This is a genomic window from Arenibacterium sp. CAU 1754, from assembly GCF_054482635.1.
The window spans coordinates 137,759-162,001 of the sequence record NZ_JBTLRG010000002.1 but is presented as its reverse complement, the minus strand read 5'-3'; the positions used below and the strand labels follow the sequence as shown (position 1 = coordinate 162,001).

The 24,243-nt window shown below is 59.5% G+C and carries 21 protein-coding genes; 16 read left to right on the top strand and 5 right to left on the bottom strand.

Annotation, left to right across the window (positions count from 1 at the left end):
• The first annotated feature begins 209 nt into the window (after positions 1-209).
• Positions 210-2,339 (top strand): polyribonucleotide nucleotidyltransferase, encoded by a 2,130-nt coding sequence (pnp, locus tag ACXYMO_RS07405; protein WP_458878055.1) that lies wholly within the window; start codon positions 210-212, stop codon positions 2,337-2,339.
• Between the two features lie 155 nt (positions 2,340-2,494).
• Positions 2,495-3,211 carry a glycosyltransferase family 25 protein gene (locus ACXYMO_RS07400; RefSeq protein ID WP_458878054.1) on the top strand — a complete coding sequence of 239 codons (717 nt, stop codon included), beginning with the start codon at positions 2,495-2,497 and terminating at the stop codon, positions 3,209-3,211.
• Positions 3,212-3,243: 32 nt separating this feature from the next.
• On the opposite strand, the gene ACXYMO_RS07395 is transcribed toward ACXYMO_RS07400, so the two are convergent.
• A complete protein-coding gene (locus tag ACXYMO_RS07395; protein WP_458878053.1) occupies positions 3,244-3,906 on the bottom strand; it encodes an FkbM family methyltransferase in 663 nt (220 codons plus the stop codon).
• Positions 3,907-4,080: 174 nt separating this feature from the next.
• Positions 4,081-4,734 carry a peroxiredoxin gene (locus ACXYMO_RS07390; RefSeq protein ID WP_458878052.1) on the bottom strand — a complete coding sequence of 218 codons (654 nt, stop codon included), beginning with the start codon at positions 4,732-4,734 and terminating at the stop codon, positions 4,081-4,083.
• 166 nt (positions 4,735-4,900) lie between these two features.
• Here ACXYMO_RS07390 and ACXYMO_RS07385 point away from each other — a divergent pair, with 166 nt between their 5' ends.
• The gene (locus ACXYMO_RS07385; protein ID WP_458878051.1) at positions 4,901-6,346 is read left to right on the top strand and encodes an aldehyde dehydrogenase family protein; all 1,446 of its coding nucleotides are present in this window, start codon (positions 4,901-4,903) and stop codon (positions 6,344-6,346) included.
• 56 nt (positions 6,347-6,402) lie between these two features.
• On the opposite strand, the gene ACXYMO_RS07380 is transcribed toward ACXYMO_RS07385, so the two are convergent.
• On the bottom strand, positions 6,403-6,852 hold the full coding sequence (locus tag ACXYMO_RS07380) for a glyoxalase superfamily protein (protein ID WP_458878050.1): 450 nt from the start codon (positions 6,850-6,852) through the stop codon (positions 6,403-6,405).
• 259 nt (positions 6,853-7,111) lie between these two features.
• On the opposite strand from ACXYMO_RS07380, the gene ACXYMO_RS07375 reads away from it, so the two are divergent.
• From ACXYMO_RS07375 to ACXYMO_RS07335, 9 genes are all read left to right on the top strand, one after another.
• Entirely contained in the window at positions 7,112-7,957 is an 846-nt protein-coding gene (locus ACXYMO_RS07375; protein ID WP_458878049.1) for an alpha-1,2-fucosyltransferase, read from the top strand.
• A gap of 276 nt (positions 7,958-8,233) precedes the next feature.
• A complete protein-coding gene (locus ACXYMO_RS07370; protein ID WP_458878047.1) occupies positions 8,234-9,364 on the top strand; it encodes an MHYT domain-containing protein in 1,131 nt (376 codons plus the stop codon).
• 111 nt (positions 9,365-9,475) lie between these two features.
• The gene (locus ACXYMO_RS07365; RefSeq protein WP_458878046.1) at positions 9,476-10,330 is read left to right on the top strand and encodes an FAD binding domain-containing protein; all 855 of its coding nucleotides are present in this window, start codon (positions 9,476-9,478) and stop codon (positions 10,328-10,330) included.
• A 12-nt stretch (positions 10,331-10,342) separates the two neighbouring features.
• The gene (locus ACXYMO_RS07360; protein ID WP_458878045.1) at positions 10,343-10,837 is read left to right on the top strand and encodes a (2Fe-2S)-binding protein; all 495 of its coding nucleotides are present in this window, start codon (positions 10,343-10,345) and stop codon (positions 10,835-10,837) included.
• Positions 10,834-13,263, top strand: coding sequence for an aerobic carbon-monoxide dehydrogenase large subunit (locus ACXYMO_RS07355; protein ID WP_458878044.1), 2,430 nt, complete (start codon positions 10,834-10,836; stop codon positions 13,261-13,263). Before ACXYMO_RS07360 ends, ACXYMO_RS07355 begins: the two co-directional genes overlap by 4 nt.
• A 53-nt stretch (positions 13,264-13,316) precedes the next feature.
• Positions 13,317-14,192, top strand: a complete 876-nt coding sequence (locus ACXYMO_RS07350) for an AAA family ATPase (protein ID WP_458878043.1) — start codon at positions 13,317-13,319, stop codon at positions 14,190-14,192.
• Positions 14,189-15,370, top strand: a complete 1,182-nt coding sequence (locus tag ACXYMO_RS07345; RefSeq protein WP_458878042.1) for a vWA domain-containing protein — start codon at positions 14,189-14,191, stop codon at positions 15,368-15,370. Before ACXYMO_RS07350 ends, ACXYMO_RS07345 begins: the two co-directional genes overlap by 4 nt.
• Complete coding sequence (locus tag ACXYMO_RS07340) at positions 15,367-16,149, top strand: XdhC family protein (RefSeq protein ID WP_458878041.1); 783 nt, start codon at positions 15,367-15,369, stop codon at positions 16,147-16,149. The genes ACXYMO_RS07345 and ACXYMO_RS07340 overlap by 4 nt, the downstream gene beginning before the upstream one ends.
• Before the next feature lie 193 nt (positions 16,150-16,342).
• On the top strand, positions 16,343-16,795 hold the full coding sequence (locus ACXYMO_RS07335) for a CoxG family protein (RefSeq protein WP_458878040.1): 453 nt from the start codon (positions 16,343-16,345) through the stop codon (positions 16,793-16,795).
• 507 nt (positions 16,796-17,302) lie between these two features.
• Here the strand turns inward: ACXYMO_RS07335 and ACXYMO_RS07330 are convergent.
• Positions 17,303-17,956 carry an RluA family pseudouridine synthase gene (locus tag ACXYMO_RS07330; protein ID WP_458878039.1) on the bottom strand — a complete coding sequence of 218 codons (654 nt, stop codon included), beginning with the start codon at positions 17,954-17,956 and terminating at the stop codon, positions 17,303-17,305.
• Positions 17,957-18,067: 111 nt separating this feature from the next.
• On the opposite strand from ACXYMO_RS07330, the gene ACXYMO_RS07325 reads away from it, so the two are divergent.
• The 4 genes from ACXYMO_RS07325 to ACXYMO_RS07310 all read left to right on the top strand — a co-directional run bounded on the left by ACXYMO_RS07325 (position 18,068) and on the right by ACXYMO_RS07310 (position 21,786).
• Positions 18,068-18,478 carry a nuclear transport factor 2 family protein gene (locus tag ACXYMO_RS07325; protein WP_458878038.1) on the top strand — a complete coding sequence of 137 codons (411 nt, stop codon included), beginning with the start codon at positions 18,068-18,070 and terminating at the stop codon, positions 18,476-18,478.
• 124 nt (positions 18,479-18,602) lie between these two features.
• Positions 18,603-18,755, top strand: a complete 153-nt coding sequence (locus ACXYMO_RS07320) for a hypothetical protein (protein ID WP_458878037.1) — start codon at positions 18,603-18,605, stop codon at positions 18,753-18,755.
• A gap of 219 nt (positions 18,756-18,974) precedes the next feature.
• Positions 18,975-20,219 carry an aminotransferase-like domain-containing protein gene (locus tag ACXYMO_RS07315; protein WP_458878036.1) on the top strand — a complete coding sequence of 415 codons (1,245 nt, stop codon included), beginning with the start codon at positions 18,975-18,977 and terminating at the stop codon, positions 20,217-20,219.
• Between the two features lie 49 nt (positions 20,220-20,268).
• Positions 20,269-21,786 (top strand): DUF2125 domain-containing protein, encoded by a 1,518-nt coding sequence (locus tag ACXYMO_RS07310; protein WP_458878035.1) that lies wholly within the window; start codon positions 20,269-20,271, stop codon positions 21,784-21,786.
• A 9-nt stretch (positions 21,787-21,795) separates the two neighbouring features.
• Here the strand turns inward: ACXYMO_RS07310 and ACXYMO_RS07305 are convergent, their stop codons facing one another.
• Positions 21,796-24,234, bottom strand: coding sequence for a GcvT family protein (locus ACXYMO_RS07305; RefSeq protein WP_458878034.1), 2,439 nt, complete (start codon positions 24,232-24,234; stop codon positions 21,796-21,798).
• Between the last annotated feature and the right edge of the window lie 9 nt (positions 24,235-24,243).

Below are 24,243 nucleotides of genomic sequence, written 5' to 3'. Positions count from 1 at the left end.
ATCTGAAAGTCATTTGCGACGGGGCATAAACGCCGCCCGCAATATCCATGCTTTCAAATCATGGCAAAGTCATGTATGGGCGCTTCATCTGAAACGGTGTGCCCGGACCCCGGCACTCGAGAAGAAGATAGAGGGGTCGGCGGCAATGGGGCCGCCATGCAATCGGGAGACCCGGAGGGCCGGGAGTGCTCCCAATTAGGATACGCTAGATGTTTAACGTTACGACGAAATCAATGCAGTGGGGCGAAGAAACGCTTACACTGGAAACGGGCAAGGTTGCCCGCCAGGCAGATGGCAGTGTCATCGCCACTCTGGGTGAAACTTCGGTCATGGCCAACGTGACCTTTGCTCGCGCTCAGAAACCCGGTCAGGACTTTTTCCCGCTGACCGTTCACTATAACGAAAAATACTATGCCGCCGGTAAAATCCCGGGCGGCTTCTTCAAGCGCGAAGCGCGCCCGACCGAAAAAGAAACGCTGACCAGCCGCCTGATCGACCGTCCGATCCGCCCGCTGTTCGTGCCCGGTTTCAAGAACGAAGTTCTGGTGATGTGCACCGTGCTGTCCCACGATCTGGTCAATGACCCGGACATGGTTGCGATGATCGCCGCCAGCGCCGCGCTGACCATTTCGGGCGCACCGTTCATGGGCCCGATTGCCGGTTGCCGCGTTGGTTTCGAGGATGGCGAATACATCCTGAACCCGACTGTGGACGACATGCAGGACCTGCGCCTGAACCCGGAACAGCGTCTGGATCTGGTTGTCGCCGGCACCAAAGAAGCCGTGATGATGGTCGAATCCGAAGCCTATGAACTGTCCGAGGCCGAAATGCTGGGCGCGGTTAAATTTGCTCATGAGCAGATTCAGCCGGTTGTCGACCTGATCATCGATCTGGCCGAAGACGCCGCGAAAGAGCCGTTTGACTTCCAGCCGGTTGATTATTCGGACCTTTACGACACGGTCAAGAAAGCGGGCGAAAAAGAAATGCGCGCCGCGTTCGCAATCGCCGACAAGCAAGAGCGCACCGCCGCTGTTGCCGCGGCCCGCGAAACCGTCAAGGCCGCGCTGAGCGAAGAGCAGCTTGAAGATGCGAACCTCGGGTCGGCCATGAAGACGCTGGAAGCCAGCATTCTGCGCGGCGACGTGGTGAAAACAGGCAAGCGGATCGACGGTCGCAAGACCGACGAAATCCGTCCGATCGTTTCGGAAACCGGCCTGCTGCCGCGGACCCACGGATCGGCCCTGTTCACCCGTGGGGAAACGCAGGGTCTGGTTGTGACCACGCTGGGGACCGGCGACGATGAACAATTTATCGACGCGCTGCACGGCAACTTCAAATCCAACTTCCTGCTGCACTACAACTTCCCTCCCTATTCGGTTGGCGAAGTTGGCCGCGTTGGCCCTCCGGGCCGTCGTGAAATCGGCCATGGCAAGCTGGCCTGGCGCGCCCTTCAGGCCGTTCTGCCCGCCGCGACCGATTTCCCCTACACCATCCGCGTGGTGAGCGAGATCACAGAATCCAACGGCTCGTCCTCGATGGCGTCGGTTTGTGGTGGATCGCTGTCGATGATGGACGCAGGTGTGCCGCTGAAAGCACCGGTTGCCGGTGTGGCCATGGGCCTGATCCTGGAAGACGACGGGTCGTATGCGATCCTGTCCGACATTCTGGGTGACGAAGACCACCTCGGCGACATGGACTTCAAGGTGGCCGGTACCGAAAACGGTATCACGTCGCTGCAGATGGACATCAAGGTTGCCGGCATCACGCCCGAGATCATGGAAAAGGCGCTGGAGCAGGCCAAAGTCGGCCGTATCCACATCCTGGGCGAGATGAACAAGGCGCTTTCGGGCGCTGCCGAATTCTCGATCCACGCACCGCGCATCGAAACCATGCAGGTGCCCACCGACAAGATCCGTGAAGTGATCGGGTCGGGCGGTAAAGTGATCCGTGAAATCGTCGAAGTGTCGGGCGCCAAGGTCGACATCAACGACGACGGCATCATCAAGATTGCATCGCCCAATGGCGAAGCGATCAAGAAAGCCTATGACATGATCCACGCCATCGTGGCCGAGCCGGAAGAAGGCGCGATTTACACCGGCAAGGTCGTCAAGATCGTCGACTTCGGTGCCTTCGTGAACTTCTTTGGCAAGCGCGACGGACTGGTCCATGTGTCCCAGATCGAAAACCGCCGCCTGAACCATCCTTCGGACGTTCTGAAGGAAGGCCAGGAAGTGAAGGTCAAGTTGCTGGGCTTTGACGATCGCGGCAAGGTGCGCCTGTCGATGAAAGTCGTTGATCAGGAAACCGGCGAAGAGATCGTCGAGGAAAAAGCAGAGTAATCTGCGCGACACCAGGAAATTGAGAAAGGCCCCGAAGTTTCGGGGCCTTTTTTGTGGCGCATCCGTTTTCCGCAATCCGCATTTTGAACAGCGCCGCTTGACGTGTTAAGCGCCACTTACAGGATCAATCAAACCGAACGGAGCCCGTTTCGCCAGTGAACGTCGAAACTTTTGTCATCCATCTGGAACGCGCCAGAAAACGCTTTGAGCAGGCTCAGCAATTGATCCGGGACACCGGGCCGAACAGCAGCATTCTTGCTGCGGTCGATGGATCCGCGCTGTCGCCAGAGGAAATCAACCGGTTCTATCGCCCCGGATTGCTTAAACCGGCCTATCCGTTTCCTCTCAGACCGGGGGAAATCGGTTGCTTTCTCAGCCACAGAAACGCCTGGCAAAACCTTGTCGATGGGCATGCGGATGCCGCCCTTATTCTGGAGGATGATGTCGCTTTGGGGCCCGAGTTTGACGATGCTCTGAACTTGGCTCAGACGCATGTTGGAACCTACGGGTACATCCAGCTTCAGACGCGCAAGGTTGACGGGGAAACGATTGACGCGAAAGGGCTGTGCAGGTTGCTGCAACCGCAGGTGACCCCGTTGCGCACGTCGGGCCAGCTGGTCAACCGTGCATCCGCTCAGCGGCTTCTTGATCTCACCGAAACATTCGATCGCCCGGTCGACACCTTTTTGCAGATGCATTGGCACACCGGCATTCACCTTGCCACGATTGCACCCTCAGGTCTGACCGACAGGACCGCCGAAACCGGCGGGAGCACGATAAGTGAACGCAAATCACTGTCCGAGCGTCTGGCCCGCGAATGGAAGCGCAGCCGGTATCGGGCAGCCGTCAATAAGCTGTCCAGCCAGGGATAAGCAAAGCCGCTGAACCGCACCTGCGGTCAGGGTTATGCGGTGTCTTTCAGACGCCACTCTTCCCAGACAAACGGATAAGCCCACACGCAATCGTGTGTCTTGGCCAGCTTTTCGCGAATTTCTTCGCGCCGCGCGACAAGGGATTTGTCGAACAGGTGAAACTGCACCTGAAGCCTGCGAACCTTCCCGATCAATCCGCTGTCGATCATGGCCGGCAGCAGATCATACTCACCGCCTTCGATGTTCATCTTCACCAGATCGACCATCCCGATCTCATGTTCTTCAAAGAACTCGGTTACGGGGCGGATCGGTGCCGAATAAGCGCCATCAGAATTGCCGAACCCCGAGGACGCATCGCCCGCGTCGTCCAATGCCAGCGTCCCCGCCGCGCGTCCCAGCGCGAATTCGTGAACATGCACGCCGTCGACAGGGTCAAATTTCTTGTGCAGTTCTTTTGCAAATACAGGGTGCGGTTCAAAGATATGGCAAATCGCGGCAGGCTGCGCCTTGCGCACCAAAGCGGTCCATTCCCCTTCGAACCCACCGAAATCCAGCACGACGGCGCCCGGCCTAAGACCGTCGTAGTCATAAAGCTTCTGAAGGCCGTTTTCAGACCGCCAGCGCTTGAACCCCTCATTGAACGGGGCCTTCCAGGGATTGCGTCGCAAATCCAACCAGCGCTTTAGCGAAGCCATCGATTATCTCCTCGTGCTGTCACCTGTTAAGCGATCGGACATTGCGCGACAAGTGGCGAGCGGACGGTGCCGCCCTTTCGGGCCGCGGCATCGCACCCACAAAAGAAAAACGGCCCAAGGGTGATCCCCCTTGGGCCGCCTTTATAATCGTTCAGACAGTCCTGCCCGACGGACTTAGCCCGGGTTCTTGGCAAACCGCAGATAGGGCAGCTTCTTGTCCAGTTTACCGAACTTGTCCTCGGCTGCGGCGTCGTCCAACGCCAGACCGACGATCACGTCCTGACCGGCGGTCCAGTTCGCTGGGGTCGCCAGAGGCTGCCCATAGGTGCGCTGCAGACCGTCCAAGGCGCGCAGCACCTCGGCAAAGTTGCGGCCAACCGACATCGGATAGGTCATGGTCAGCTGCAGTTTCTTGTCCGGGCTGATGATGAATACCGAACGCACCGTGGCGCTGTCGGCGGGGGTGCGGCCATCGGGCATATAGGCCTCGGCGGGGAGCATGTCGAACGCCTTGGACACGGCCAGACCTTCATCCGCGATGATCGGGAAACCGGCCTCGGTACCGGCAAAGGATTCAATGTCGTTTTTCCATTTCTTGTGGTCTTCGACACCGTCGACCGACACGCCGATCACCTTGGTGTTGCGCTTGGCCCATTCATCGGCCAGCTGCGCCACGGCACCGAATTCCGTGGTGCAAACCGGCGTGAAATCCTTGGGGTGTGAAAACAGGATGGCCCAGCTGTCACCGATCCAGTCATGAAACTGAATGGTTCCCTGATCGGTTTCGGCGGTGAAATTCGGAACAATGTCGTTGATGCGCAAACCCATAATGGATGCCCTCTTTGTTTTCTGGTTTCGACTCATGTCACGCACAAAGTAATCGCTCGCATGTAACGTTTCATCCCCTCTCTTGCCCCAAAGGCGCCGCAGTGACAGAGTGACGCGAATCCCTGACCGCGCGGTCGGGACATGTATTTGATTTGGGAGGTCAGACATGATCGAAAAGCGCGAATTTTACATCAATGGAAAATGGGTTGCCCCGGCACAGGCCAATGATCATCAGGTCATTGATCCGTCGACGGAAGAGCCCTGTGCCGTGATTTCGCTGGGCAGCGAAGCTGACACGAACGCCGCCGTCGCGGCCGCCAAGGCCGCCTTGCCCGGTTGGATGGCGACCCCCAAGGACGAGCGCATCGCGCTGGTGGAAAAGCTGATCGACATCTACATGACCCGGGGCGAGGACCTTGCCCAGGCCATGACCAGCGAAATGGGCGCGCCGATCGACATGGCCCGCACACAGCAGGTGGGCGCCGGTGTTTATCACCTGAAAAACTTTGTCCGCGCGGCCAAGGCGTTCGATTTCGAACAGCCGTTGAACGACCGCTCGCCCAACGACCGGATTATCCGCGAGGCGGTTGGCGTCGCAGCACTCATCACCCCGTGGAACTGGCCGATGAACCAGGTCACGCTCAAGGTGGGGGCCGCAGCCGTGGCAGGATGCACCATGGTTCTGAAACCATCCGAGGAAAGCCCGCTCAACGCGATCGTCTTTGCCGAAATGATGGACGAGGCCGGTTTCCCGGCTGGTGTGTTCAACCTTGTCAACGGCGACGGTGCGGGCGTGGGCAGCCAGTTGTCCGCGCACCCCGATGTCGACATGGTCAGTTTCACCGGCTCGACCCGTGCGGGCACGGCGATTTCCAAAGCCGCGGCAGACACCCTGAAAAAGGTGCACCTGGAACTGGGCGGCAAGGGCGCGAACGTGATCTTTGCCGATGCCGATGAAAAGGCCGTCAAACGTGGCGTTCTGCACATGATGAACAACACCGGGCAGTCGTGCAACGCGCCCAGCCGGATGCTTGTCCAGCGTGACATCTACGATCAGGCCGTCGAAACCGCCGGCCAGGTCGCCGAAATGGTCACCGTTGGCAACGCACACGAAGAAGGACGCCATATCGGACCCGTCGTGAACGAGACACAGTTCAACAAGATCCAGGACCTGATCCAGAAGGGCATCGACGAAGGCGCCCGCCTGGTCGCCGGGGGCATGGGCCGCCCGGACGGCGTGAACCGAGGCTTTTTCGTCAAGCCGACCGTGTTTGCTGACGCCAACAACCAGATGACCATCGCGCGCGAGGAAATCTTTGGCCCGGTTCTGACGGTGATCCCCTTCGATACCGAGGAAGAGGCAATCGAGATCGCCAATGACACGCCCTATGGGCTAACCAACTATGTCCAGACACAGGACGGAACCCGCGCCAACCGCATGGCCCGCGCGTTGCGCTCGGGCATGGTGGAAATGAACGGTCAGAGCCGCAGCGCCGGCTCGCCCTTTGGCGGGATGAAACAGTCGGGCAATGGTCGCGAAGGCGGGATTTTCGGGATCGAGGATTTCCTTGAGATCAAGGCCGTTGGCGGCTGGGCTGCGGACGCGGAATAAACCGGCGTACATGACATGACGACACGGGCCGCCCCACAGGGCGGCCCGTTCGCATTTCAAAGCCCCGCAAATTCGACGATGATTTGCGGCTCTCCGTTGGATGTTTTGCGCGGTGATCGCCCGTCCGGGCCGATAGTCGCGCTGACCCGCTGACGGAACGACGAAAAGCTGTCGAAGGTCACCACGTCCACAGGGTCGTCGAAATGCAGCGTGATCCGGCTGTGATCGCCGTGTTCGCCGTGGCTCAGCCCGTGAACATACCCGGTGAACGGTTGCCCCAGGTAATGCCCCGTCACCCGGTCACCCACAGCCAGAGGCCGGTTGTTGCCCGGTCGCGACGCCAGCGCGCGAAGGGTGTTCCAGTCGCGCGCGCCTTGCTGCTGTGCGACCAGTTCAAGCGCCTGACTGTGGCTGATATCGGTACCGGTTCCGGCCAGTTGGGTGCGCAGGCGTCTGGCCTGAGCCTTGAACGCCTCGACACGGGGTGAGGAAGGTAAATTTGTCATCTTTTGCCTCGATTCATCATGGCATGACGCAGTGTTGGAGGATGCCCGCATTACCACCTGAGCGCATGCCGTATGATTGGCCTAAGACGCGCGTTGCGGGTTTCACCAAAGCCAAAGCTTGCGAGCGGCAGGAACCCGAACCTGCGCGCCACTTAAATGCAAGGCGGCCATTGGTCAACTGTCGCGGCCATGGCCCGTCTGGTCATGATGCCGAATTGCCCTTAGACAATGATGCGAAGTCGCCGAGGAAACACCCCCGATGATCACCACCCGCCTGCATGGCCGCCTGGGCAACCAGATGTTCCAATACGCCGCTGCGCGCGGGTTGGCGGCGCGTGTCGGCACGCAGGTTGCCCTTGACGCACGTGGGGCACTGGCGCGCGGCGAGGGCGTTCTGACCCGCGTCTTCGACCTTCCCCTGGCCGAGCCTGCCCGCCTGCCCCCGGAGCGGCGCGAGCACCCAATTCGTTATGCGATGTGGCGCTATGGCGGGCTGGCCCCCAAATTCCGCCGCGAGCAGGGTTTGGGATATAATCGGCAGATTGAACACTGGGGCGATGGCACCTATCTGCACGGCTATTGGCAGTCCGAGCGCTATTTCGACCATATCGCCGATGACATCCGCAGCGATTTCACCTTTCCGGCGTTTTCGAACGTCCAGAACGCCGACATGGCCGCGCGTATCGGCGACAGCCTTGCGATTTCGCTGCACGTGAGGCGCGGTGATTACCTGACGCTGGGTGCGCATGTCCTGTGCGATCATGCCTATTACGAGGCCGCACTGGCGCGGATGTTGGACGGGCTTGAGGGAACGCCGACCGTCTTCGTGTTCTCGGACGATCCCGACTGGGCCAAGGCCAACCTGCCGCTGCCCTGCGAAAAGGTCGTCGTTGATTTCAACGGTCCCGAAACCGACTTTGAGGACATGCGGCTGATGTCGCTGTGCCAGCACAATATCATCGGAAATTCTTCGTTTTCATGGTGGGCCGCATGGCTGAACGCCAGCCCCGGAAAACGCGTCGCCGGCCCGGCCAAATGGTTCGGCGACCCAAAGCTGAGCAACCCGGATATCCTGCCGTCGCGCTGGATCACGGTTGAGGTCTGACGTCAAAAACCTCATAACTGCTCCGGCAATCTGTTGTCGCAGGCACCACTGGCTGCGGATGATGAATACCAAGCTACGTGAATGTCCGAAGTGCGGACATAACCGCCGTTCGAATCAAATAGCCGACCGAGTGCTGTCTGCGGTTTGGGATGTGCTGCGCCAAGTGACGTCCAAACATCTGCCCATTTCACTGAAAGCGCATTTTTGCAGCCTGTTGGCCATTTCCTCGCAGTTCATCATTTGCCAACACTGCCCCTTTCGTTCAGTTTGGCTGGTATGGGAGCACTTCACGCAGAACATAATACCGTTCTTGTCATCATGGCCTGTGCCGTCGCAGTTGTTGCTGCGTTTACGGGACTGTCTTTGACGCGCGATTTGTCGCAAAAACCACTTTATCAGCGAAAAATCTCAATCGCCCTTGCTGCCATCGCTTTGGGCGGCGGCATTTGGTCGATGCACTTTGTTGCAATGCTGGGATTGCAGCTGCCCATTTTGTTCTACTACGACGCGGCCATCACACTGGTGTCGGCCCTGACGGCCATCCTGATCGTCGGCGCGGCACTTGTACTTCTGCATTTCGTTGAGCGTACCCCGACGGTCATCTGCGCGGCCGGAGGTTTGGTCGGTCTCGGTGTTCTGGGGATGCACTATATTGGCATGGCGGGGCTGCAGCTTTGCCGTCCGATTTATACCCCTATTGGCATCATTGGGTCTTCGATCGTTGCGATCGGCCTTTGCGTTCTTGCGTTTTGGATCGCCTATGGGAAAAGACAGAACAAAAACATCTTTCTTGGCACCCTTTGTTTCGCGGCGGCCGTTTGCCTGGTCCATTTTTTGGCGATGGCCAAAACAGACTTTGTGGCCGTGCCAAGCCTGACCGAATTTGGCCCAACGATGAGCAATGAGGTTCTGGCGCTTGGTGTTATCCTTTCAAGTTTTGTCCTGTTCGGCACTTTCTTGTGGGTGAGCGTCACATACCTGGTTCCACCGTCCGACCCTTCCGACTCTGGCGCGCCGCGGTCTGAAACAGGGGCTTTGGCAAGATCCGCCTTTGACATGCAGATCCCGTGTGAGCGGGATGGAAAGAAGGTGTATGTCGCCGCGGATGATGTCGTGTTTGTTCGCGCAGATGGACATTACACGCAAGTTTACACCGAACGGGACCGGCTGTTTTGCGTCTGGCCAATAACGCAGGCGACAAAGCGACTTGTCCATGCGGGTTTCCTGCAAACGCATCGCAGTTACCTCGTCAATCCAAACAAGGTGTCTCGCTTCGAACGCGCCAAGGACAAGGGGCGCTGTGTCTTTGCATCGGATGACCTGCCACCGGCACCGGTGAGTCGATCCAAGCTCAAGCTCATCCAGGACGCGCTAAGCGCAAAGCGCATCGCAGTTGGTGCAGGATAGGGCGCATTTCGTGCAAATTCTCTGTATTTCATTGCTTTTCTGATGCTGCGGCATGCGGCCGCATGCAATCCTATCTCCTGATCAATCAACCGCTTTTTGGGAGGAGAGCCGATGATTCCAGCGGCATTTGAATACTATCGTCCGCAAGATATGGCTGGGGTTCTCGCCATTCTTGCAGAACACGGCGATGATGCTCGCGTCATGGCAGGTGGCCACAGCCTGATACCAATGATGAAGTTGCGCATGGCCGAGGTGCCGCATCTGATCGATCTGCAGGACGTCGGCGGCATGTCGGATATTGAGGTCGGAACAGACAGCATCCGCATAGGCGCAATGGTCACGCAAGCCGAGATCATCGACAATGCTGCGCTGGCCGCTGCAGCCCCCATCATGCGCGAAGCCGCATTGCAGATTGCAGACCCGCAAGTCCGCTATATGGGCACTGTCGGTGGCAATGTTGCGAATGGCGATCCGGGCAACGACATGCCGGGTCTGATGCAATGCCTTGATGCGACATTCACATTGGTTGGAGCCAACGGCGAGCGAGATGTTCCGGCACGCGAGTTTTACGAAGCAGCCTATATGACCGCGCGGGAGGACGAAGAAGTCCTGACATCCGTTACAATCCCGCTGCCCAAAGGCGGGTATGCTTACGAAAAACAGAAGCGCAAGATCGGGGACTATGCGACTGCCGCCGCTGCAGTGCAGATCACCAGGAACGGCGATGTTTGTGGCTCTGTCGCGATCGCGATGACGAACCTCAGCGATACGCCGATCTATTCCGAAGCTGCCGGTGCGGCGCTTTTGGGCACTGCGCTGGACGATAGTGCACTGAAAGCTGCCGTTGCGGCGATGCTGAACGACATCGACCCGACCGAAGACAACCGCGGTCCTATCGCATTCAAGAAACACGTGGCTGGCGTCATCCTGCGCCGCGCCATTGAGCGTGCCTGGTCGCGCGCGTAAGGGAGGGATCACATGTCTGACAAAATGCACATCAAGCTGAACGTGAATGGCAAGGACGAGGAATTTCTCGCCGAGCCGCGCGAATTGCTGATCTATACGCTGCGCGAGCGGCTGAACATCACCGGGCCTCACATTGGGTGCGAGACGTCGCATTGCGGTGCCTGCACCGTAACGATCGACGGGAAATCGGTGAAAGCCTGTACCATGTTCGTCGCACAGGCCAGCGGCAAATCGATCACCACGATCGAAGGCATCGGCGGTCCTGACGCTCTTCATCCGCTGCAGGAAGCTTTCAAAGAGCATCACGGGCTTCAGTGCGGTTATTGCACCCCCGGTATGATCACCCGCGCCACAAAACTTCTGGAAGAAAACCCGAACCCGACCGAAGAGGAAATTCGGTTCGGTATGGCAGGCAACATCTGCCGCTGCACCGGGTACCAGAACATTGTCAAATCCATTCAGGCCGCCGCCACCGAGATGGCCGCCGCCAAGGAGGCTGCAGAATGAAAGACGAAGTAGAAAGCCGCGACGACCGCGTCGCCAACCTCAAGGGCATGGGCTGCTCTCGCAAGCGGGTCGAGGATGCGCGCTTTACCCAAGGCAAAGGCAACTATGTCGATGACATCAAGCTGGATGGCATGCTGTTCGGTGACTTCGTGCGTTCGCCCTATGCGCACGCACGGGTCGTCAGCATAAACACCGAAGAGGCGCTGAAGGTACCCGGCGTTCTGGCCGTCCTGACCGCTGCTGATCTGGAGCCGCTGGGCCTGCATTGGATGCCGACACTGGCCGGTGACAAACAGATGGTTCTGGCCGACGGCAAGGTCCTGTTTCAAGGCCAGGAAGTGGCGTTTGTCGTGGCCGAAGACCGCTATGCCGCCGCTGATGGCATTGAGCTGGTCGAGGTCGAATACGAGGAACTGCCGGTCATCGTCAATCCGTTTGAATCCCTGAAATCAGACGTCGTTCTGCGCGAAGATCTGGTGGCGGAAGATGGCTCCATCCCCGCAGGTGCCCACGGGCCCCGCAAACACCACAACCACATCTTCACATGGGAAGCCGGCGACAAGGAGCCGACGCAAGAGGTCATCGACAACGCCGAAGTCGTCGCGACCGAAAGCATGTATTACCACCGCACGCACCCTTGCCCGCTTGAGACCTGCGGCTGTGTCGCATCAATGGACAAGGTCAATGGCAAACTGACGCTTTGGGGCACGTTCCAGGCCCCCCACGCGATCCGCACAGTGGTCTCGCTGATCTCGGGCATCGAAGAACACAACATCCGCGTCATCTCGCCTGATATTGGCGGGGGCTTTGGCAACAAGGTGGGGGCCTATCCCGGCTATGTCTGCTCGGTCGTTGCCTCCATCGTCACGGGCAAGCCTGTGAAATGGATCGAAGACCGTATGGACAACCTGATGACCACCGCCTTCGCGCGGGATTATCACATGACCGGAAAAATCTCGGCCACCAAAGAAGGCAAGATCACCGGCCTGCAGTGTCACGTGACCGCGGACCATGGCGGGTTCGACGCCTGTGCCGACCCCACCAAGTTCCCTGCGGGTTTCATGAACATCTGCACCGGGTCCTATGACATCCCAACCGCCTATCTCGAGGTCGACGGTGTCTACACCAACAAGGCCCCCGGCGGCGTCAGCTATCGCTGCTCCTTCCGGGTGACCGAGGCGGTGTATTTCATCGAGCGCATGATCGAGGTTCTCGCAATCGAGTTGAACATGGACGCGGCAGAGCTGCGCCGGATCAACTTCATCAAGAAAGAACAGTTCCCATATACCGCGGCCCTTGGCTGGGAATATGACAGCGGCGACTACCACACCGCCTGGGACAAGGCGCTCAAAACAGTCGATTATGACGGGCTGCGCGCTGAACAGGCGCAACGGGTCGAGGACTTCAAAGCGGGCAAGACCCGCAAATTGATGGGCATTGGCCTGAGCTTCTTTACCGAAATCGTTGGCGCTGGCCCGGTCAAGAACTGCGACATCCTCGGGCTGGGCATGTTCGACAGCTGCGAAATCCGGATCCACCCGACAGGATCCGCAATTGCGCGTCTGGGCACCATTTCCCAGGGTCAGGGCCACGCAACGACCTTTGCGCAGATCCTCGCGTCCGAGATCGGTCTGCCGGCCGACAGCATCACGATCGAGGAAGGCGACACCGATACCGCACCCTACGGTCTGGGCACCTATGGCTCTCGCTCCACTCCGGTTGCGGGTGCGGCCACGGCCATGGCCGGACGCAAGATCCGCGCCAAGGCACAAATGATCGCGGCCTATCTTCTCGAAGTGCACGACAACGACGTGGAATTCGACGTGGACAGGTTCGTGGTCAAGGGCGCACCGGAGAAGTTCAAGACGATGAAGGAAATCGCCTTTGCGGCCTATAACCAGGCCATCCCAGGGCTTGAACCGGGTCTGGAAGCGGTCAGCTACTATGATCCGCCCAACATGACCTATCCGTTCGGGGCCTATGTCTGCGTGATGGACATCGACGTCGATACCGGTGTTCCGGAAATCCGCCGCTTTTATGCGCTGGACGATTGCGGCACCCGGATCAATCCGATGATCATCGAAGGTCAGGTGCATGGCGGATTGACCGAGGCGCTTGCCGTCGCATTGGGGCAAGAGATCGCCTATGACGACATGGGCAACGTAAAGACGGGGACGCTGATGGATTTCTTCCTGCCCACGGCGTGGGAAGTACCCAATTACGAAACCGACTTTACAGTCACCCCAAGCCCGCACCACCCGATCGGTGCCAAGGGCGTCGGCGAAAGCCCCCACGTGGGTGGCGTGCCGTGCTTCTCGAACGCGGTTCAGGATGCATTCCGTCCCTTCGGCAACCGGCACACCAACATGCCGCATGACCATTGGCGGATCTGGCGAACTGCAAACGAGCTGGGCTTGCACGACTAGGTAAATCAATGTGGGCATCCGGTTTTCGGGTGCCCATTGCGCGGGATTAAAGAATGACTTGGACCGATCTTCAGACCGCTCTGGCAGCGGACGGGTATGTTGCATCTGACGATTTGGCAGTTGCGATGCATCTTGCATTGACGCTTGAACGCCCCTTGCTTTTGGAAGGGGCCGCAGGTGTGGGCAAAACCCAACTCGCCAGTAGCCTGGCGGCGCTGCGCGGGACCAAGCTCATTCGCCTGCAATGCTATGAAGGTCTGGACGCGGCGCAGGCCATCTATGAATGGAACTATCAGCGCCAGCTCCTCACAATCCGCGCCGCCGCCGAAGACGGCGAAACAGGGCAATCTGTCGAGGCACGCATATTCTCGCGCGAGTTTCTACTTGAACGGCCCTTGCTGGCCGCCATCACGCAGGACACACCGCCGGTCCTGCTGATCGACGAAATAGACCGTGCAGACGAGGAATTCGAAGCCTATCTATTGGAAATCCTGTCAGAATTCCAAATCACGATACCAGAGTTGGGGACTATCACGGCAAAAACCAAACCCATCGTGATATTGACCTCGAACGGAACGCGCGACTTGTCAGACGCCCTGCGCCGCCGCTGTCTTTATGCATATGTCGATTACCCCGACCGCAAGACCGAACTGGCGATCCTGAATGCCCGCTGCCCGGGGATCGAGGCGCGGCTTGGCGAACAGATCGTTGGCTTTGTGCAGAAACTTCGTGAAGAAGAGTTGGAAAAGGTCCCGGGCATCGCCGAAACGCTGGATTTTGCGGCCGCCCTGATGGGGCTTGGCATTGCCGACCTGACGTCGGATCCCGCGGCACTTCAACATACACTCAGCACCTTGCTGAAAACCCAAGGTGACCGCGCCCAGATCACCCCCGAAGTGGCCAGTCGCATAGCGGGACGCGCCGCATGAGCCGCGTCACCCGCTTTGCTGCCCGTGATCCCGGACCCGCGGCCCGGGTCACAGGGTTCATGGCGCATCTTCGCGAAAACGGCATGCGCCTCGGCGTATCCGAAACCGATCTTGCGCTGGCCGCCCTGTGCGAAGTGGACGCAAGCCTGCCGGATCACACCCGACAGGCCCTGAAGGCCGTCTGCACCGGTTGCAGGGAAGAGGTCGAGCGGTTTGATGCCCTCTTTGACAGCTATTGGCTGGACGCAGGCCGCGTGAAGCAAAAGATCGTGCAATCCTCGCCAACCAAGGGTGACGATAGCGTGCATTCGTCCCGCGACGCGCAAGGCGAAGACGCAAGCGGCGCCGGGTCGGCCCAAGCGCCTGATGGTGGAACCGGCGAAGCGGAAAGCGAGGGCGAGGGCCGCCTGATCGCAACCGAGGTCCGCAATCTGATGCGCAAAGACCTGCGTGATCTGGTCCGTCCCGAAGACATCGCAGAAGCCGAAGCAATCGCACGCCGTCTGGGAGCTGCGCTGCGCGACCGTCGGTCGCGTCGCAGGATTGCGGCTCGCAAAGGCGACCGGTTGCATTTTCGCAAGACCATCCGGGCCAGCCTTGCGACCGGCGGTGAACCTGTGCGGCTCATGCGAAAACATCGCCCCGACCGACCCCGCAGGATCGTCGCCCTGTGCGATGTTTCAGGATCCATGACAGTCTATGCGCAGGTCTTTCTCGCGTTCCTTGCCGGCCTCATGCGCTGTGATCCCACGGCAGACGCCTATCTGTTCCACACCCGCCTGGTCCGCATCACCGAGGCCTTGCGCGACAAGGATACGATGCGCGCGATAGGGCGGATGTCGCTGATGGCAGACGGCTTTGGCGGCGGCTCTGAAATCGGGCCGTCGATCGCGCGCTTTGCCAGGACCTATGCCAAACGCTTTGTCGACGGGCGCAGCGTGGTCATGATCCTGTCGGATGGGTACGACACCGCCCGCCCCGAAATATTGGACGCAGCTTTGAGAGATCTCAAAAAACGCGGCTGCAAGATCATCTGGCTCAATCCTTTGAAAGGCTGGCGGGATTATGAACCGGTCGCCGACGGTATGGCGGCGGCGTTGCCGCATCTTGATCTTTTTACGACGGCCAACACGCTGGACGATCTAGCCGCAATTGAACGGGACCTGTTTGCGCTATGACCCCTGCAGAAATCCTCTCATCCGATTTGGCCGACGCCGCAGACACCTTGCGTACACAGGGTGAGCCATTTGCCTTTGCGACGATCGTGCGGACAGCCGGGGCGACAGCGGCCAAGCCCGGCGCAAAAGCATTGCTCAGCAGCGACGGCACAATCATTCAAGGTTGGCTTGGCGGCGGTTGCACGCGCGGGGCGGTCAGGCGCGCCGCGGTAGAAGCATTCAAAACAGGAACGCCTCAGCTCATATCTGTGGCCCCGGAAGAACTGCTGGCCGAAAAAGGTGTGGCCCACGGAGATGAAGTGGATGGAACGCGCTTTGCCCGGAACGGATGCCCGTCGCGGGGGAGCGTCGACATCTTCATCGAACCTTTCTTGCCCATGCCGGTTCTGACGGTCGTTGGAAACTCTCCTGTCGCCAATGCGTTGTCTGCGCTTGCGCCCAGCTTCCACTGGGACATCAAAAGCGTGATTGTCGACACTATCCCTCACCAACGTCATGCGGTCATTGTTGCAACGCAAGGCCAAGGGGATTTGGACGCGTTGCAGGCCGCATTGAAAGCCAAGCCCGATTTCGTGGCCTTTGTCGGCAGTCAGAAGAAGTTCGCAGTTTTGGCTGACAAGCTTGGCAATCAAGGCGTTGCCAAGGATTCTATCGCAACCGTTAAGGCTCCGGCTGGATTGGACATTGGCGCTGTCACACCAGAGGAAATCGCGCTTTCGATTTTGGCCGAATTGGTGCAGCAACGCCGCCGGTACTTTCAGGGCAACATCGATGACTGATGCCGATGCGATCCTTTTGGCAGAAGGCTTGCCCAGCCCCGGCGCCGGATTGCTCAGCGGTCCATGGCGCCGTTTGCAGGCCGCGTTCATGACCAAACTACGCAACACCATACGCCACTTGCGCAAGAAAATGGCGCTTACGCCGGAACAAGCGGACCAAATCAGATTCCCCTGCTGCTAAGAAGGAAATACCATGGAACTCTCCGACGAAATCATCATCAACGCGCCCAAAGATCGGGTTTATGCGGCGCTCAATGACCCTGAAATTCTGAAACAGTGCATCCCTGGCTGCGAAGAGTTGATCAAACACTCCGATACGGAGCTTGAGGCCAAGGTTGTCCTGAAGATCGGTCCGGTCAAGGCGCGCTTCAGCGGCAACGTCCAGTTGGACACGACAGGCGCGCCAGATGCATTTTCGCTCACCGGTCAGGGCAATGGCGGTGCCGCGGGACATGCAAAAGGGGGCGCGGACGTCACACTCACCGCAGACGGAGATCAGACAATCCTGCGCTATGAGGCCAAGGCAGATATCGGTGGCAAGCTTGCGCAATTGGGGAGCCGTCTGATTCAAAGCACGGCCAAAAAGCTGGCGGCAAAATTTTTCAAGTCCTTCAGGGATGTCTTGAATGAAGAAGCCGTTGCCTGACAAAGGCCTGCAATACATCTGAACGGCTGAACGCCAGCCCCTATAAATGCGTCGTCGGCCCGGCCAAATGGTTCGGCGACCCAAGGTCGAGCACCCCGGATATCCTGCCGCCGCGCTGGACCACGGTTGAGGTCGGTCGGTCAAAACCTGATGATTGCTCCGGCAATCTCATTTTTCAGGAACCGCTAGCGGCGGATGATGAAAACCAACGTACGTGAACGTCCGCTACGCGGGCTTTGCTGCCGTTCGCAAGCCGAGCTGTGAGCCGCGCAACGACGGGTCGCGGTGCGGCGACCCAGCGGTTGAGCGGTGCGCTTTATCGTCGTGATTTGCATATACGGTCTTGAGCTTTAGGCCAAGGTGGCGAAACCGCCGTGCCGGGGGGCGGCCCGGCGATGCGCGGCGGCCTTCGGCCTTGACCCGCGCTGTTGATCAAAGCGGCCGCTGTTACCAGACATTCGACACTTTGCGGGCAAGCGCCAGAGCATTACGCTCCGACAACAGATCTCAGAAATCGGCCTTCGCGCGGAACTTCATCGACACACCGCTGTCAGGGTGTTTGATCCGCAGTTCCTCGGAATGCAGCATCATCCGGTCATGGTCCCGCGCGGCCCCGGTGGCATAGAGCGGATCGCCCAGAATGGGATGGCCCAGCGCCAGCATATGCACCCGCAACTGGTGGCTCCGCCCGGTTTTGGGAAACAGGCGCACACGGGTTTCATCCGCGCCATAGCGCAGAACGCGCCAGTCTGTCACTGCCAGTTTGCCGGTCTCATGACAGACCATCTGGCGCGGACGGTTTTCCCAGTCGACGATCAGCGGCAGATCCACGGTTCCGGTTTTCGGCTCAAGCCGGCCGGCCACCCGCGCGACATAGGTCTTGCGCGCCAGACGCTGTTCGAACTGCTGGCTCAGAAACCGTTGCGCATGGGGCGTCAGGGCAAACACCATCACCCCAGAGGTATCGCGGTCCAACCGATGCACCAAAAGCGCCCCGGGGAACGCCGCCTGAAGCCGGGTGATCAGGCAATCGGACAAATGTTCGCCCCGGCCCGGGACCGACAGCAATCCTGCAGGTTTGTTTACGGCAACGATCTGGGCATCCTCATGCAGGATGTCCAGCGGCCCATCGGGCGGCGTATATTGCGAACTGACGGTCATCGCGCCTGACTAGCGGCTTGGGCATCGGCGGGCAAGTTCCCGTCACGTCGCCCTTGCCCGGTGGCGCCATGTGGGCAAGGCTGGCGCCAGATTTCAAAAGAGGATCCGACCATGCACCCCACGATCACCAGAATGCAGGAGGTCGTCGCCAAGGGCGATGAAACGCAGATTGCCGGACTGCTGGCCGAGGATGTGAAATTCCTGCCCCCGACCTATTTTGCCACTTGGACCGGGCGCGATGCCGTGTCGGCGGTTCTGGGCCATGTCGGGCAGGTGTTCAGTGATTTCAAATATCGCCGCGTGATGGGGGACGGCAACGACTGGGCATTGGAATTCCAGTGCAAGATCGGCGATCTGGACGCGGTGGGCGTAGACCTTATCACCCTAGGCGAGGACGGGTTGATCGAGACATTCGAAGTGGTCATGCGCCCGCACAAATCCGTCGGTGCCCTGCGCGAGGCGATGAACAAGCGCGTGATGACGGATGCGCGGTTCCTGAAATTCAAAGACGCGCTCAGCTGACAACCAACCAGGATTGAACTGCCGGTTGCAAACCAATACCCCGATCTTCGGATCCGGGTCATGTTCTGGTTTCAAGGGGTTACAGCCGCGTTTCACCAGCCGCCCGTAGCCCCGGAAACGGGGTATGGAATACCGGACTTACCAAACCATCCCCCCGCCGATAGCCTTTTCACATATTGGTACTGTGTCGGCGCTTTTTCTTGCCAAATCCTTTCAACCAGCCGACCTGTTTGGTTCTGTTTTTTATACTGCATTTGAAAATATCAACGATCGTTGACAACGCGGTGCGCCTGTTTGCGGCGCACCGCAGTCACGATCCTCATTCAGGTATCAATATCATTGAACTGCTTATCACCGTGGGGCCGCCAGAATGCTGGCCCCAAGTGACGGTCCGGATCGCCCCGCCCGCGAACAATTTATGTCATAGTCATTGACTTAAATTTCGTATTCATCATGCTCGCGCGTCAGGGAGCCATTGGATTCGGGGGAGGATACCATGCAGTGGGAACAGGTTTTTGCCACGCGCGCATCGCGGATGAAGGCGTCGGAGATTCGTGAACTGCTGAAACTTCTGGATCAGCCAGATGTGATTTCCTTTGCCGGCGGCATTCCCGATCCCAAGCTGTTCCCTGCGCGTGACTTCGAACAGGCCTTTTCCGAAATCCTGACCGGAGATCAACAACACGCCGCCCTGCAATATTCGGTCAGCGAAGGCCATCTGCCCCTGCGCAAATGGATCGTCGGGGAAATGGCCCGGCTGGGTGTGCCCTGTGACGTGGACAACATCCTGATCACCTCTGGATCGCAACAGGCGCTCGACTACCTTGGCAAACTGTTCCTGTCGCCCGGCGACACCGCGCTGGTGGGCTGGCCGACCTATCTGGGGGCCCTGGGCGCGTTCAACGCCTATGAGCCAGAATATGACCAGCTGACCCCGAATGCCAATCGACCGGCCAGCGATTATGCCGACAAGGCCGCGCAAAACGGTGGACGGGTCAAATTTGCCTACATGTCGGTCGATTTTGCCAACCCGACCGGTGAAACGCTGGACCTGCGCGCCCGCGAAAGCATGCTGAACCTGGCCGAGGATCTCGACATCGCGGTGATCGAGGATGCCGCATACCAGTCGCTGCGCTATGACGGCGCGGCGATCCCGCCCATCCTTGCGCTTGAAATCGCCCGCAAGGGCAGCATCGAAAAGGCACGCACACTTTATTGTGGCAGTTTCTCAAAAACACTGGCGCCGGGTTTGCGGGTTGGCTGGGTCTGTGGTGCCAAACAGGTGATTTCACAACTTGTCCTGTTGAAACAGGCAGCGGACCTGCATTCATCCACCATCAACCAGATGGCCGTCGCCCATGTCGCCACCGCTGTTTTCGACGACCATGTCGCCAAGCTGCGCCGCACCTACAGCGCCCGGCGCGACCATATGCTGGCCGCGCTGGAGACCCACATGCCCGACGGCGTGTCCTGGACCCGTCCCGAGGGTGGCATGTTCATCTGGCTGACGCTGCCCGTCCATCTGGACGGGGCCGAGGTTCTCAAACGATCCCTGGAAACCCAGCGCGTCGCCTTTGTTCCGGGGCGCGCGTTCTATGCGGACGGGTCAGGCGGCAACACGCTCCGGCTCAGCTTTTCGCTGGCCGACGAGGCCACGATTGACGAAGGTATCCGAAGACTGGGCGCAGTTTTACGCACAATTCGAAAAAGTGAACTCGCCAATTCGGGGGCCGGCGTTTAAGGTGCGCCGCGAATGCTGAACACCCCTATTTGTAACAAAGGTATCTTGGATGACCCGTTTTACGAAACTTGCTGGCACCACCGCCCTGACCACACTGATGGCCGCCCCGGCGGCCCATGCAGACGTGACCGCGGATGACGTCTGGGCGAATTACAAGGATTATGTGAACGCTTTTGGCGGCACCTATTCGGCCACCGCCGCACGCAATGGTGACCGCCTTGAAATCGCGCCCCAAGACTGGACCTTCGATCTGCCAATGGATCTCGGTACCGTGGCCCTGTCCCTGCCCGCATTTTCGTTGAATGAAAAAGGCGATGGAACCGTTGCCCTGGTCTATCCCGAGGAGTTCACCCTCGGGCTCAACGTGGATCTCACGGAAGAGGACGATTTCTACGGCGAGCTGATCATGACCATGTCAGGCTTTGAAATGACGGCCTCGGGCGCGCCCAATGACGTAACTTATGTCTATTCGTCGGATGAGATGACCTTGGCCCTGGGCAAGGTCGAATTCGAGGAAATGGAAAATTCCGAAATCGAACTGACCGGCCTGTTTTCGGATCTGAACGGCACCAGCCGTGTCACGGTAGGCAACCAGATCACCGCCACGACCCAGACGCAGATGGGGGCGCATTCCTTCAAGATGCGTGCCGTTGACGACGAGGGCGTAGAATTCCTGTACGACGGCAGCGGCGACACGTTGACCAGCGACGCCGACCTGACCCTGCCCCGCGGCGGGTTGGACATTCTGAACCTCGCGGCCGCGCTCAACAGCGGTCTCAGCCTGAAAGGCACATCGGCGGTCACCGGGTACACAAACACACAGATCACGAATATCGACGGTGAGCTTTTCTCCGAACAGACCAACACCGCCGCCACCTACACCACTGCCATCGCGCTGGACCGCGACGGGGTGAAGGTTGACGGAGCCGCCTCGGATATGACCGGTCGGCTGTTGATGCAGGAAATATTCCCGGCACCGATCGACTTTGCCGCGACCTCGGGCAAGTTCGACATGACACTGCCAGTTTCGGCCGCGGATGAATTGCAGGATGCCGGCGTGGTCATGTCTATGCAGGGCATGACCATCAACGAAGACATCTGGGCCATGTTCGACCCCGCTCAGGCCCTGCCCCGCGACCCGATGGCGATTTCGATGGATATCGACGCCAAGGTCAAAAGCTTTGTTGACTGGCTGAACTTTGCCAAGCTTCAGGAACTGGAAGGGTCTGGCGAAATGCCCGGAGAAATCCATGCGCTGACCCTGAATGATCTGACCATCGACATGGTGGGTGCAAAACTGAACGGCACGGGCGCCCTGACGTTCGACAACTCAGGCAGCATTCCCAAACCCGTTGGCGCGATTGATCTGTCCCTGATCGGTGCAAATGCTCTGATGGACAAGCTGGTGACCATGGGCATGATGTCCGAAGACGACGTCATGGGCACACGGATGATGATGGGCGCCTTCGCGGCACCCGACCCGGCCAACGGCGAGGACGCGTTGAAATCACGTATCGAATTTAACGAACAGGGTCACATCCTGGCCAACGGTCAGCGCATCCAGTAACCCGCGCGATCAGACCCGGGTGCGCGCCGCGTCCGGGTCATACATCGGCTTGAGCGAGGCGCGCGCTGAAACGCGCGTGCCCGCCACATCGATTTCATACGATGACTCCAGCACCTGCGCCACGCTTTCCCCAGCGCAGGGGACATAGCCCATCCCCACGGCCCCACCCAGATGGTGGCCATAGGCGCCCGAACTCAGGTGCCCGACAATCCGGCCATCCCGCAGGATCGGTTCGTTGTGATACAGCAGCGGGTCGGGATCGGTCAGCAGGAATTGCACAAGCCGCTTTTCCAACCCGGCCTCTTTCTTGCGCAGCACCGCGTCGCGCCCGATGAAATCGGGTTTGGCGGTTTTGACGGCAAAGCCCAACCCGGCCTCAAGAACATGATCCTCGCAGGTGATGTCGTGGCCAAAATGGCGAAAGCCTTTTTCGATCCGCCCGCAATCCATCATGTGCATCCCGCACAGTTTCAGCCCCATGTCCTGTCCCGCCTGCCACAGCGTCTCAAACGCATGGGCGGCCATGTCGGAGCCGACGTAAATCTCCCATCCCAACTCGCCCACGTAAGATACCCGATGCACCCGGGCGAGACCGAGGCCCAGTTCAATCTCTTGCGCGGTACCAAACGGATTGGCGGTGTTGGAAAAATCGTTGGGTGAGACCGCCTGCATCAATATGCGCGCGTTTGGCCCCATCACGGCCAAAACGCCCTCGGCCGCCGTGACATCCGTGATAACGGCGTTGAAATCGCCCAGATGGCGGCGCAGCCATGTTTCATCCGTCAGCCGCGTGGCTGCCGGGGTAACAACCAGATACGCGGTCTCCGACAGACGCGTTACCGTCACATCCGCTTCGATCCCGCCGCGCGGGTTCAGGAACTGGGTGTAGACGATCTTGCCCGCCGGCACCGCCATATCCGCGCCGCAGACATGGTTCAGGAACCCTTCGGCATCGCGCCCTTCGACGCGCAGCTTGCCGAAGGACGACATGTCATACATCCCTGCATTGCCCCGCACGGCGGCCAGTTCCTCAGCCACGTTGCCAAAGAAATTCTGCCGCTTCCAGGAATAGGCATATTCGGACGCTTGACCATCCCGCGCGAACCAATTGGCCCGTTCCCATCCGGCCAGTTCCCCGAACACCGCGCCCCGCTGCGCCAGTTGTGCGTGAAACGGCGTTTGCCGCACGCCCCGCGCGCTGGCCTTTTGGCGGAACGGGAAATGGTCGGCATAAAGCAGGCCCAGCGTTTCGCTGGCGCGTTCCGCAAGGTATCGTTTGTTGCCTTGAAACGGTTGCATCCGGGAAATGTCCACATCGCCCAGATCAAACGGCTTTTCCCCGTCCTCCATCCATTGGGCCAGCGCCATGCCTGCCCCGCCCGCCGATTGAATCCCGATGGAATTGAACCCGGCAGCGACCCAGACATTATCCATCTCGGGCGCCAGCCCGAGGTGATAGGCATCGTCCGGCGTAAAGCTTTCCGGCCCGTTGAAAAACGTGTGAATGCCCGCCTCGCCCAGCATTGGCATCCGATTCACCGCCATTTCAAGGATGGGTTCGAAATGGTCGAAATCCTCGGGCAGTTGGTCGAACTCGAAATCCTCGGGCGGCGGGCCCCAGGGCTTGGCCACGGGTTCGAAGGCGCCCAGCATCAACTTGCCCGCGTCCTCCTTGTAATAGGCGCATTCATCCGGCACCCGCAGCACAGGCAACTGGCTGAGACCCTTGATGGGCTCGGACACGATATAAAAATGTTCACAGGCCTGAAGCGGCACGTTGACCCCGGCCATGCGCCCCACCTCGTGCCCCCACAACCCGGCACAGTTCACCACGGCGTCACAGGCGATATGCCCGGGCCCGTCCTTGCCGACGTAATCCACCCCGGTGATGCGCCGCCCGGAGCGGGCCAACCTGGTCACCTTGGTCTGTTCGGCAATCACCGCGCCGCGTTGGCGGGCACCCTTGGCCAGCGCCAGCGCAATATTGCCCGGATCACCCTGCCCGTCCTTGTCCAGATAGACACCGGCCACCACGCCATCGAGGTTCAGATGCGGGTACTTCGCGCCAACCTCCTCTGCGGTGATCTCATCTATATCCACGCCAAAGGCCCGCGCCATGGCGGCCGAACGGAACAGTTCTTCGCGCCGCTCTTCGGTCAGCGCCACGGTGATCGACCCGACCCGCTTGAACCCGGTCGCAACGCCGGTTTCATCCTCCAGCCCACCATAAAGTTCCTGCGAATACTTGGCCAACCGCGTCATGTTGGCGGTGGCCCGCAACTGCGCGATCAACCCGGCGGCGTGCCAGGTCGTACCGCTGGTCAACTGCTTGCGTTCCAGCAGGACGACATCGCGCCAGCCCAGCTTGGTCAGGTGATAGGCCACGGAACAGCCGATGACGCCGCCCCCGATGATGACGACGCGGGCGGATGTGGGAAGGGTGCTCATTTCATCACG

Coding starts and splice junctions, on each gene's coding strand:
- pnp (WP_458878055.1), top strand. CDS start 210: ATGTTTAACGTTACGACGAAATCAATGCAGTGGGGCGAAGAAACGCTT.
- ACXYMO_RS07395 (WP_458878053.1), bottom strand. CDS start 3,906: ATGGCTTCGCTAAAGCGCTGGTTGGATTTGCGACGCAATCCCTGGAAG.
- ACXYMO_RS07390 (WP_458878052.1), bottom strand. CDS start 4,734: ATGGGTTTGCGCATCAACGACATTGTTCCGAATTTCACCGCCGAAACC.
- ACXYMO_RS07385 (WP_458878051.1), top strand. CDS start 4,901: ATGATCGAAAAGCGCGAATTTTACATCAATGGAAAATGGGTTGCCCCG.
- ACXYMO_RS07380 (WP_458878050.1), bottom strand. CDS start 6,852: ATGACAAATTTACCTTCCTCACCCCGTGTCGAGGCGTTCAAGGCTCAG.
- ACXYMO_RS07375 (WP_458878049.1), top strand. CDS start 7,112: ATGATCACCACCCGCCTGCATGGCCGCCTGGGCAACCAGATGTTCCAA.
- ACXYMO_RS07370 (WP_458878047.1), top strand. CDS start 8,234: ATGGGAGCACTTCACGCAGAACATAATACCGTTCTTGTCATCATGGCC.
- ACXYMO_RS07365 (WP_458878046.1), top strand. CDS start 9,476: ATGATTCCAGCGGCATTTGAATACTATCGTCCGCAAGATATGGCTGGG.
- ACXYMO_RS07360 (WP_458878045.1), top strand. CDS start 10,343: ATGTCTGACAAAATGCACATCAAGCTGAACGTGAATGGCAAGGACGAG.
- ACXYMO_RS07355 (WP_458878044.1), top strand. CDS start 10,834: ATGAAAGACGAAGTAGAAAGCCGCGACGACCGCGTCGCCAACCTCAAG.
- ACXYMO_RS07350 (WP_458878043.1), top strand. CDS start 13,317: ATGACTTGGACCGATCTTCAGACCGCTCTGGCAGCGGACGGGTATGTT.
- ACXYMO_RS07345 (WP_458878042.1), top strand. CDS start 14,189: ATGAGCCGCGTCACCCGCTTTGCTGCCCGTGATCCCGGACCCGCGGCC.
- ACXYMO_RS07340 (WP_458878041.1), top strand. CDS start 15,367: ATGACCCCTGCAGAAATCCTCTCATCCGATTTGGCCGACGCCGCAGAC.
- ACXYMO_RS07335 (WP_458878040.1), top strand. CDS start 16,343: ATGGAACTCTCCGACGAAATCATCATCAACGCGCCCAAAGATCGGGTT.
- ACXYMO_RS07330 (WP_458878039.1), bottom strand. CDS start 17,956: ATGACCGTCAGTTCGCAATATACGCCGCCCGATGGGCCGCTGGACATC.
- ACXYMO_RS07325 (WP_458878038.1), top strand. CDS start 18,068: ATGCACCCCACGATCACCAGAATGCAGGAGGTCGTCGCCAAGGGCGAT.
- ACXYMO_RS07320 (WP_458878037.1), top strand. CDS start 18,603: ATGGAATACCGGACTTACCAAACCATCCCCCCGCCGATAGCCTTTTCA.
- ACXYMO_RS07315 (WP_458878036.1), top strand. CDS start 18,975: ATGCAGTGGGAACAGGTTTTTGCCACGCGCGCATCGCGGATGAAGGCG.
- ACXYMO_RS07310 (WP_458878035.1), top strand. CDS start 20,269: ATGACCCGTTTTACGAAACTTGCTGGCACCACCGCCCTGACCACACTG.
- ACXYMO_RS07305 (WP_458878034.1), bottom strand. CDS start 24,234: ATGAGCACCCTTCCCACATCCGCCCGCGTCGTCATCATCGGGGGCGGC.